At 46.0% G+C, this 7750-nt stretch carries 8 protein-coding genes; 1 reads left to right on the top strand and 7 read right to left on the bottom strand.

The features are described 5' to 3' along the window. Positions 1-138, top strand: a 138-nt coding sequence (locus tag VB081_RS15110; protein WP_442872730.1) for a rubredoxin-like domain-containing protein, incomplete at its 5' end; no start/stop codon positions are given. Between the two features lie 60 nt (positions 139-198). Here the strand turns inward: VB081_RS15110 and VB081_RS14275 are convergent. From VB081_RS14275 to VB081_RS14245, 7 genes are all read right to left on the bottom strand, one after another. Continuing rightward, positions 199-555 carry a DUF1667 domain-containing protein gene (locus tag VB081_RS14275; RefSeq protein ID WP_323401447.1) on the bottom strand — a complete coding sequence of 119 codons (357 nt, stop codon included), beginning with the start codon at positions 553-555 and terminating at the stop codon, positions 199-201. 4 nt (positions 556-559) lie between these two features. Continuing rightward, on the bottom strand, positions 560-1822 hold the full coding sequence (locus VB081_RS14270) for an NAD(P)/FAD-dependent oxidoreductase (RefSeq protein ID WP_323401446.1): 1263 nt from the start codon (positions 1820-1822) through the stop codon (positions 560-562). A 16-nt stretch (positions 1823-1838) separates the two neighbouring features. Then, positions 1839-3278 carry an NAD(P)/FAD-dependent oxidoreductase gene (locus VB081_RS14265; RefSeq protein ID WP_323401445.1) on the bottom strand — a complete coding sequence of 480 codons (1440 nt, stop codon included), beginning with the start codon at positions 3276-3278 and terminating at the stop codon, positions 1839-1841. Positions 3279-3296: 18 nt separating this feature from the next. Then, a complete protein-coding gene (glpK, locus tag VB081_RS14260; protein WP_323401444.1) occupies positions 3297-4796 on the bottom strand; it encodes a glycerol kinase GlpK in 1500 nt (499 codons plus the stop codon). Beyond that, complete coding sequence (locus tag VB081_RS14255; RefSeq protein WP_323401443.1) at positions 4789-5916, bottom strand: ethanolamine utilization protein EutH; 1128 nt, start codon at positions 5914-5916, stop codon at positions 4789-4791. Before VB081_RS14255 ends, glpK begins: the two co-directional genes overlap by 8 nt. Before the next feature lie 77 nt (positions 5917-5993). Beyond that, positions 5994-6296 (bottom strand): TIGR04076 family protein, encoded by a 303-nt coding sequence (locus VB081_RS14250; protein ID WP_323401442.1) that lies wholly within the window; start codon positions 6294-6296, stop codon positions 5994-5996. Between the two features lie 177 nt (positions 6297-6473). Next, positions 6474-7274, bottom strand: a complete 801-nt coding sequence (locus VB081_RS14245; RefSeq protein ID WP_323401441.1) for a DeoR/GlpR family DNA-binding transcription regulator — start codon at positions 7272-7274, stop codon at positions 6474-6476. Positions 7275-7750 lie beyond the last annotated feature (476 nt).

Here is a 7750-nt window from a genome sequence, read left to right as displayed (position 1 = left end):
GTTTTTGAAAAAGCTGACGAAACCATGTGGGAATGCATTAACTGTGGCCACCTGGTCATGGGTAAGAAGGCCCCTGAGGTTTGCCCGGTATGCTTTAAAGCCCAGAGCTATTTTGAAGTGCATACGGAAAATTATTAAAATAAAAGAAGAAAAGCCATACGCAATCGGCTTTTCTTCTTTTATTTTTCGTATTCCGGCTTATAAAAATTCACCAGTCGCGACAATATCAATACCTGTATTGCAGATATTTGAAATAATGGTATCGTAACATCTAACGCCTTTATTCACCGTAACTTTCCTGATCTCTTCCATGCAATCCATCATTCTTTCTTTGGGAATTGGTCTTTGGGATCGAACTGGGAGCAGTGGCGTATGGGTACTGCTTGTTCTAACCGTCGATGTCAAAATTCGAACGGGATGGGAAAACTCATTGGTGCCATACTCCAATCCTCGCTTACATCCATAGCCTTGGATATCGTCAATGCGTTCACCTTCACCATCTACGGTGATCAGACACCCCATTGGACAAACGGTACAGATAATTTTCTTTTGCATTTTCTTATGCCTCCTTCACAACGTCAATGGTGAATGGGCCATCCATGAGTTTTTCAGTATCAAATTTAATTTTCTCGATTTCTCCCGGATTAACCCGTTGTACTTTACGCTTCGCAATGACGGTCCCACCACTTTTTGCCTGAATGACAACATCCTTCTCCGGTGATAGTACTCTAAAGAAAAGATGGACCTCTTCATTTTTCCCGCCGCATTTTATATTCTGGGGACACAGATAGCGGACATTATTTCCTGGGCTGGTTTTAATGGTGCCCTTCCCTTCCGGCAAGGCTCCCATGGCGTATTGTGCTGCAAACCTTCCGGCCTTGGCACTTTCTTCTGTGACATTATCCACCAAGTCGTTGACATGGACGACATTCCCACAGGCAAAGATATTATCCTCGGTGGTCTGCATATATTGGTTCACCACCGGTCCTCCGGTTACCGATGATATTTCAATCCCAGCCTGTCCTGAAAGCTCGTTTTCCGGGATGAGCCCGACGGAAAGCAAAATGGTATCACAGGGGATAAAGGTCTCTGTTCCAGGAATGGGCTTCCGGTTTTCATCCACCTTGGCAATCTCAACACCTTCCACCCGACGGTATCCCTTTATTTCAGTAATGGTATGGCCTAGCATCAGTGGGATGCCAAAGTCATCCAGGCATTGGACTTTATTCCGGGTAAGGCCCGCCAGATAGTCCATGATTTCCACCACAGCCAGAACCTCTGCCCCTTCCAGGGTCATCCGTCTCGCCATAATCATCCCAATATCACCAGACCCTAGGATGACGACCTTCTTTCCCACCATTTCATTTTCCCGATTGACCAGGCGTTGGGCTGAGCCTGCGGTATAAATGCCTGCTGGACGTGTCCCAGGAATCATGATGCTTCCCCTGGTCCTCTCCCGGCAGCCCATTCCCAATACAATACTGGCTGCCTGAACCTTCATTAATCCATGGCTTTTATCGATACAGATAATGCTTCCCTCCTGGGGATTCACCTCCAGGACCATGGAATTTAAAATCGGTTCTACCCCGAGATCCAGTGCTTCTTTTACAAACCGTCCGGCATACTCCGGCCCCGTCAGCTCTTCTTTGAAATAATTGAGACCAAAGCCTGGGTGAATACACTGCTGGAGGATACCCCCCAGGGTTTCATCCCGTTCGATAATCACAACTTTCTTTGCCCCTTCTTTTTTAGCCGCAACCGCCGCCGATAGTCCGGCGGGGCCACCGCCAATGACCGCTACATCACATTTCATATCTAACATTATTCTATACCCTCCCCTATTTTACTTTCCGGGTGACCATATAGGAGCCATCCAGATTTTTATTAATTTCCTCGGTGGGTACGCCCAGCTCCCGAGCTAGAATTTCAAGGACCTTCGGTCCGCAGAAGCCACCCTGGCAGCGTCCCATTCCCGCTCGGACACGGCGTTTAACGCCGTCCATCGTACGGGCACCTAATGGACGATGAATGGCCTCCAGAATTTCACCCTCAGTAATGGTTTCGCAGCGGCAGACAATATTGCCATACAGGGGGTTCTCCTTGATGATGGCTTCCTGTTCTTCCCGACTCATCTCATGAAAACAGGGGATTCCCTTCCGCTCTGAAATAAAATGCTCCTTCAAAGTCAGGTCCCAACCAATGGCTTTAACCTGCTCCGCCACATATTTTGCAATGGAAACCGATAGTGTCAGCCCTGTGGAGCGTACCCCAGAGAGATTGACATATCCATCTAAATCATCGTATGTATCCACATGGAGACCCTCTGGATTTCGATTGGGACGAAGGCCGCTGTATTCCGTAATGGCATCCCGCACATTTACCCCAGGAATCATTTTCTTGACATCGGCCAGAATGCTATCGAGGCCTTCGGTAGTTACCCCTGTGTTTTCTTTATCGTCCAAATCCTCTGCTGTTGGGCCCACTAACATATTCCCATGAATCGTGGGTGTCATCAATTTTCCCTTGGTGACCTTTGTTGGAATGGGAAGAACGATATTCTTCACCTGGCAGGACGTTTTTTTATCCAGGATATAGAACTGACCCCGTCTGGGGACGACCTTATAATCTGCCTTTCCCACCATAGCAGCGATATCATCACAATGAAGGGCTGCCGCATTGATGACACAGTCTGCTTTAATGGTTCCCTTTGTGGTAACGACTCCCTGAACTTTACCACCCTCCGTCAAAATATCCGTCACCTCTGTTTCCAGCAGGAATGTGGTGCCATTGGCATGGGCATTTTCCGCTAAAGCCTGGACAAAAATGAAGGGATCGATGAGGCTTTCCCTGGGAATAAATAATCCGCCCTTAACCTCAGGATTCAGATTTGGTTCCTTTTCCAGAATTTCTTCCCTGGACAGGTATTCTACATCGTACACATGGTTTTTAAAGGCCTTCTCTTTAATGGCCGGCAGCTGCTCGAACTGCTCTTCCGTAATGGCTGGTAAAATCGCGCCGATACGATGGAAGGGAATATCTAAATCCTTGGTCAATTGGTCGTACATGGGATTTGCGGCGACCACCAGCTGGGATTCTAAGGTTCCCGGCTTTGCATCATATCCGGTGTGGATGATGGCACTATTGGATTTAGAGGCATCCCCTCCAACGTCATCCCGTTTATCCACAACGATAACCCCGATATCGTATTTTGATAATTCCCGTGCAATGGCACAGCCAACGGCTCCCGCCCCGATAATGATAATATCTGTTTCTTGCATTTCTTCCTCCATTAATTTTTAATTTTCATCCCAATCTTTTGCCCGTTCCACAGCTTTATGCCAATGGTGGAGCAGACGTTCCCGTGTGGCATCGTCCATATTCGGCTCATACCGTTTGTAGAGCTTCCAATTGGAGGATAGATCCTCTAAGCTTTCATAATCCCCAATGCCATAGGCTGCCAGATAGGCTGCCCCCAATGCCGTTGTTTCCGTTATGACGGGAACATCGACAGGAATCCCCAGGATATCGGCCTGAAACTGCATCAAAAACTCATTGGCAACTGCGCCTCCATCCACTCGCATAACCTCTATGGGAATGCCAGAATCCCGTTCCATGACATCCAGATTATCCTTTACCTGATATGCTTCGCTTTCCAGCGTCGCCCGAACGAGCTGCTCCCTTGTCGTTCCTCCTGTAATACCAATAATAGTCCCTCTGGCGTATTGATCCCAATGGGGCGCCGCCAGACCTGCAAAGGCCGGTACAAAATAAACGCCCCCTGTATCCTCAACGGCCTTCGCCATAGCTTCTGTTTCTGCGGCATCTGCAATAATTTTCAACTTGTCCCGAAGCCACTGAACCGCTGCCCCTGCAATATAAATACCACCATCCAGTGCAAAGGTCATCTGATGATCATCCAACCCCCAGCCTACAGTAGTTAGCAACCCATTTTGGGAATAAACGGGACTGCTTCCGGTATTCATGAGCATAAAAGCGCCAGTACCATAGGTTGTTTTGACCATGCCAGGGGTAAAACAGGCTTGTCCAAAAAGTGCCGCCTGCTGATCCACCGTCGAACCGGATATTTTAACCCGACCTCCAAAGAAATCCAGGGGGTCCGTTTCTCCATAAACCTGGGCACTATCGCAAATTTCCGGAAGAATATCCTTGGGAATACCGAGAATTTCTAAGATTTCGTCATCCCACTGACCAGTATGTATATTAAAGAGCATGGTTCTGGACGCAGTGGACTGATCGGTGACAAACACACGCCCATGGGTCAGTTTCCAGATCATCCAGGAATCCAAGGTTCCTGCATTAATCCGATGCCGCTCAATATCTTTTTGAACCCCTGGTACATTATCAATAATCCACTTTATTTTAGTCGCGCTGAAATAAGCATCGACGACCAATCCTGTCTTTTCGCGGATCATATCTCCATATCCTGCTTTGATTTCATCTGCATCCCGGGCGGTTCGGCGATCTTGCCATACAATGGCACGATATACAGGCTTACCGGTGACATTATCCCAGAGCACTACGGTTTCTCCCTGATTATCCAGTCCCATACATTTGATATCATCCATGGTAATCCCGGCATCCCCTAGCCCCATTTCTACAGACTCCCTAAGGCGATCCCAAATTTCCATAGCATCATGTTCTACCCATCCAGGCTGGGGATAATATTGGGTATGTTCTTTATAACCGCGCCCTACCTGGTTCCATTCTTCATCCAACAATAAGGCTGTGGTCCCTGTGGTTCCCTGATCAATCCCTAAATAATATTTTTTACTCATCACACACCATCTCTTTCTTAAGGATCATTTCGCTTTCTGCTTCTTCATCGCTCATGTTTTTACTAAAGGCAATGGCCAGGGCGATGGCCAATATTCCAGCGGCAATCTTCCCGATGACCACAGGGGTAATCATTGTCGGTTCAACCCCTGCAGTAAAGCCTAAATGATCTCCCAATGCGGCTGTCGCTGGCACTAACCATGCCGTATTGACAATTTTTCCCTTAGGGTTCATATCCTTCATCATTTTGTAAACCGGAACCGAGTTAGCCAGAGTAAAAACGAGTCCTGCTGCACTGGTAGCGTCCATTCCTATTTTCCCGCCTAAAAAATTCAGCGGCTTATCCAGAACCCGGGTTAAAATCGCTAAAACCGGGAAGGTCCCCAGCAGGACGATGCCGATGCCTGCAATAGCCTGCATCCCATCCATAATGGGTGCCATCCCCGGGATAATAACAACCCCAGTGATATACTCAAAGGCGGCACATGCCAGGCCAATATAGATAATAATTGTGATAATTTTGCCAAAGATCATACATCCACTGGTCATTTTTTTAGGGATAAACTTTAATCCAACAACCAGTAAAATCGAAAGAATAATAACCGGGATAGTATTTCTAAGAACCATCATAAAATCAAATCCTGCAATAAGACCGCCTATAATACTGCCGACAGGAATGGTAATGAGGCCAATGAGTAACCCCTTACAGAAGTAAGGCTGATCCTTTTTTTCAATGAGGCTAAGCCCTACTGGAATCGAAAAAACCAAGGTACATCCCAACATTGATGCGACGATATTCCCTGATAACAAGCCGGCTTCTTTGTTCTGGGCCAAGGCTGTCGCCAGGGAATAACCGCCCATATCGTTTGCCAGAATTGAGGCAAACATGGCAGGATCGGCCCCCATAGCTTCAAATACCGGAATAATGGCCGGTCCCAATACCTTTGCAATAATGGGTGCGAGACAGACAATCCCTACCATTCCCAAAGCTAATGGCCCCATGGCATTAAATCCCTCATCAAATTTCTCACCCAAGCCAAAATGATTTCCTGTTACCTTGTCAATGGCACCCACCAATAAGCCGATTGCCATGATCCATAATATTACTTTATCAAAAGACATTTTCTGTTCTCCTTTATCTCCTATAGAAAATGTATATTCAGTTGTATTTATCGATTGTGTAGCCCCCCGGCTAATCCTCAATCAATGGGTTCAATTCGAAAGACAACTGGCCGAAATCCATCCGTACAGCTCGCAATCTGAGATTTCTTATCCACGGTTCCGATACATTCCATATTATTGCGAACGAAAATAATATCTTTGAAAATATCCGCCCAAGCCCATGTACAAAATCCCTCCGGTACTGTCCTGCCATCGGTGATATATTCGTCACCTTCTTCAAATTTTCCACAGATGCCAATGGCGTCCTTCCCCGCAAATTGGTTGACAATATCTGGTAGCAGTAGTTTTTTTAGAACCGTAATCTTTACTTTTTCTGACATGATTTCCTCCTCTTCAGTGTCGCAGGCCTGCAACTGGTTCACAACGCTCTCCGTTGATGTCGTAAGGATATCAGGTTGGATTATGTGTGTCAACGCACCTATTGTGCTGAAAATCACCCTATTTTTTGTATGTTTGTGTGTAATCGCAATACAATCACACAATAAAAAAGCCGTCTCTCAGACGACTTTTCTTCCGATAAGGGAGACGACTCCTTGCTCTTTTAATTGGTTCACCATTTTCACCGGTGTGCGATCATCCGTTACGATATAATCAAAATCGGAAATCGCGCAAATTTTGTTCAGAGCTGTCACTCCAAACTTACTATAATCTGCCAGCCCAATGAGCATCTGGCCACTGTGGATGAAATACTTTCTTAAGTTAGCCTCCTCCATATGGTAATCACTGACGCCCTTCTCCCCATCAATTCCTCCGATTCCCAGGAACACCTTATCCACGTTAAAACGGCTGATCATCTCCTCGGCCCAGCAGCCTGAGCTGGAAAGCTCTCCTTGCCGAACCTCTCCGCCGACAATAAGAGTCCGAATATCTGCACTTTTTTTCAACTCAACAACAATGGGAATCGAATTGGTCAGAACCGTTAGATTTTTAAAGGTATGAAGGTGCTTGGCAAATTCTAAAGTTGTGGTTCCGACATCAATGATGATGGTGTCTCCGTCCTCCACCAAGGCAGTAGCGGCCAGGGCGATTTTCTTCTTTTCTTCAAAATTTTTAATGCCACGTCCACCGTATTCTGGCTCAATGCCGTGAAGACGCTTTAGAATTGCACCGCCGTAAACACGGCTTAGGTAGCCCTCCTCTTCTAAAAATTCTAAATCCCTACGGATGGTTTCCATCGAAACTTTAAACATTTGTTTAAGGTCTTTCGCCTTAACCATCCTGTTTTCCTTGAGAAGCTTTAAAATGATCTCCTGTCTCTTGTTTTTCATTTCCTCTTTCCCCTGTGGTATTTTTTCCATTGCACACATCCTATCCAACCTAATTTTTACCCTTAATTTTATTGATTCTTAAACCGATTAAATGTCATCAAAAAATTCATCGTACACCCACATCCATCTCCATATTTTTTCATTATTACATTTATCCTCTGCTCTTACCTTAAAGAATCAGAGGTTTTCTTTTCATTCTTTTTTTATCCCTTGCAGTTGCACACTCCAGGCATCAAATTTCCCGCTGGATGACTATAAACCACCCTTAGGTACCAATAATCCTTCTCCTCCAGCTGATTTACTTCTTTGCCATCTCCCTTCTGAACCAGGGCAGTGGTACGCCACATCCCCTTTGTTGGTAAAGATTAAGAAAATCCGAATATAATAATGTCACATCGATGGTTGTTGGCACCAGCTTCCATCTGAAGGAGGTTTTCCATGATTAAAAATAAATGGTATGCAATCCTGTCCTCCCGAGAGGTTAAAAAGGGGAAATTAACGGGCGT

Source organism: Christensenella sp. (genome assembly GCF_034927525.1).
Taxonomy (GTDB): Bacteria; Bacillota; Clostridia; order Christensenellales; family Christensenellaceae; genus Christensenella.
This window is presented reverse-complemented; position numbering and strand designations above follow the sequence as displayed.

Bases quoted from the DNA above. Each gene is read 5' to 3' on its own strand.
- VB081_RS14270 (WP_323401446.1), bottom strand. From the start codon at position 1,822: ATGTTAGATATGAAATGTGATGTAGCGGTCATTGGCGGTGGCCCCGCC.
- VB081_RS14245 (WP_323401441.1), bottom strand. From the start codon at position 7,274: ATGGAAAAAATACCACAGGGGAAAGAGGAAATGAAAAACAAGAGACAG.
- glpK (WP_323401444.1), bottom strand. From the start codon at position 4,796: ATGAGTAAAAAATATTATTTAGGGATTGATCAGGGAACCACAGGGACC.
- VB081_RS14265 (WP_323401445.1), bottom strand. From the start codon at position 3,278: ATGCAAGAAACAGATATTATCATTATCGGGGCGGGAGCCGTTGGCTGT.
- VB081_RS14275 (WP_323401447.1), bottom strand. From the start codon at position 555: ATGCAAAAGAAAATTATCTGTACCGTTTGTCCAATGGGGTGTCTGATC.
- VB081_RS14250 (WP_323401442.1), bottom strand. From the start codon at position 6,296: ATGTCAGAAAAAGTAAAGATTACGGTTCTAAAAAAACTACTGCTACCA.
- VB081_RS14255 (WP_323401443.1), bottom strand. From the start codon at position 5,916: ATGTCTTTTGATAAAGTAATATTATGGATCATGGCAATCGGCTTATTG.